Origin of the sequence: Promicromonospora sp. NPDC023987 (assembly GCF_040639055.1) — a bacterium.
Classification (GTDB): domain Bacteria; phylum Actinomycetota; class Actinomycetes; order Actinomycetales; family Cellulomonadaceae; genus Promicromonospora.
The window spans coordinates 1-1,814 of the sequence record NZ_JBEZZF010000157.1 but is presented as its reverse complement, the minus strand read 5'-3'; the positions used below and the strand labels follow the sequence as shown (position 1 = coordinate 1,814).

General features: G+C 74.6%; 2 protein-coding genes. Both read left to right on the top strand.

What is annotated here, in order from left to right:
• The first annotated feature begins 95 nt into the window (after nt 1–95).
• The gene (locus tag AB0F40_RS27495) at nt 96–1,070 is read left to right on the top strand and encodes an AlkA N-terminal domain-containing protein (protein ID WP_357475513.1); all 975 of its coding nucleotides are present in this window, start codon (nt 96–98) and stop codon (nt 1,068–1,070) included.
• A 61-nt stretch (nt 1,071–1,131) separates the two neighbouring features.
• Complete coding sequence (locus AB0F40_RS27490) at nt 1,132–1,674, top strand: methylated-DNA--[protein]-cysteine S-methyltransferase (RefSeq protein WP_357475510.1); 543 nt, start codon at nt 1,132–1,134, stop codon at nt 1,672–1,674.
• Nucleotides 1,675–1,814 lie beyond the last annotated feature (140 nt).

Sequence of the window (1,814 nt, the reverse complement as noted above, 5' to 3'; positions counted from 1 at the left end):
TCATGTCTTGATCCTTAATCCGAGGTCGGTCCAGGCCTGTGCCGACCTCGGTGCAAGGTGCCGACCTCGGTGAACCGGCTCCGGAGGACCAGCCGGTGCGGATCTCCCTCACCCTGCCCGTCCGGGAGCCGTTCGACGCGCACGGCGTGGTCGAGTTCCTGGCGGTCCGCGCGGTCGAGGGTGTCGAGTCGGCGGACCTGGGCACCGGCTCGCCCGACGGGCCGGCGCCTCTCCGGTACGCCCGGACCGTCGCCCTGCCGCACGGCCCCGGCGCGTTCGAGGTGCGGGTGCCCAGGCCAGGCTGCGGCCGGGTCGACCTGGACCTCGAGCTCGCCGACCTGGCCGACGCCCCGGTCGCCGTCGCGCGGGTGCGACGGCTGCTGGATCTCGACGCCGATCCGTTGGCCGTCGACTCGGCCCTCGCCGCGGACCCCGTGCTCGCACCGTCGGTCGCCGCGGTCCCGGGCATCCGGGTCCCGGGCGCCATCGACCCGGCAGAGCTCCTGGTCCGCGCGATAGTGGGCCAGCAGATCAGCGTGGCCGCGGCGCGTACCCACCTGTCCCGCCTCGCGAAGGGCGTCGGTACCCCCTACGTCTCCGCGTTCGCGGGGCTCACCCGCCTCTTCCCCACACCTGCCCAGGTGGCGGACCCACCGGGGCCCGGCGACGGTCCGCCGCTCGGCCAGGACGCCGCGCGCGGCGCGAGCGGCGCCGAGGCGTACCTCCGTCTACCGGCCCGCACCCTCGCGACCGTGCTCGGCGCCAGCCGCGACCTCGCGGACGGCACCCTCGCCCTTAGCGTCGGTGACGACCCCGACGACCTACGCCGACGTCTCGTGTCGCGGCCCGGCATCGGCCCCTGGACCGCCGGGTACGTCTCGCTGCGGGTGCTCGGCGACCCGGACGTCCTCATGGACGGCGACGTCGCCCTGCTCGCCGGCGCACGCCACCTCGGCCTGGTCTCGGCCGACACGCCCCGGCCCCACCAGTTCAAGGAGCTCGCCCGGCGCGGCGCGGTGTGGGCCCCCTGGCGCTCGTACGCCGCCATGCACCTCTGGCGCTCCGCCTGACCTGTCAGACGCCACCCGAGCGACCCGTGCGGCTGACGACTCATCTCCCGGAAGGAACACCATGCACGCCACGACCCTGACCACCCCGGACGGCGCCTTCAGCATCCTCGTCGGCACCGTGCCCGACGGAGCCTCCGGCACCGCGGCCCAGGAGGCGGTGCTCGCCGCCGGCTGGACCGCCGACGTCGACGCGCTGCTCGCCCTCGTCCATCCCACCCTCCGGCCCGCCACCGGTCCGGGACAGCTTGCCCGGCCGTCGACGTCGGACGGCGTGCTCGCCGAGGCCACCGACGCCGTCCGCGCCTACTACGACGGCGACCACGGGGCACCCGGGCGGGTTCCCGTACGGCAGGCGAGCGGCCCGTTCCGGACGCACGCCTGGGACGTGCTGCGCGAGGTGAAGGCCGGCGAACGCCTGACGTACACCGAGTACGCGGCGCGGGCTGGCCGGCCCGCCGCGGTCCGTGCGGCGGCCGGAGCATGCGCGATGAACGCGGCAGCGCTCTTCGTGCCGTGCCACCGCATCCTGCGCACCGACGGCACGCTGGGCGGGTTCCGCTACGGGCTGCCCGTCAAGGAGAGCCTGCTGGCCCGGGAACGGTGACCCCGGGAGACAGGTCGGTGGTCGAGCCGAAACTGAACCGGTGGTCGAGCTCGTCGAGACCCAGTTCATAACTTATGATACGAGTGACGATAGCGCAACACTCGGTTACCCTCGGTCTGTCCGGCGGCACCCCGCCGGGC

Bases quoted from the DNA above. Each gene is read 5' to 3' on its own strand.
- AB0F40_RS27490 (WP_357475510.1), top strand. From the start codon at position 1,132: ATGCACGCCACGACCCTGACCACCCCGGACGGCGCCTTCAGCATCCTC.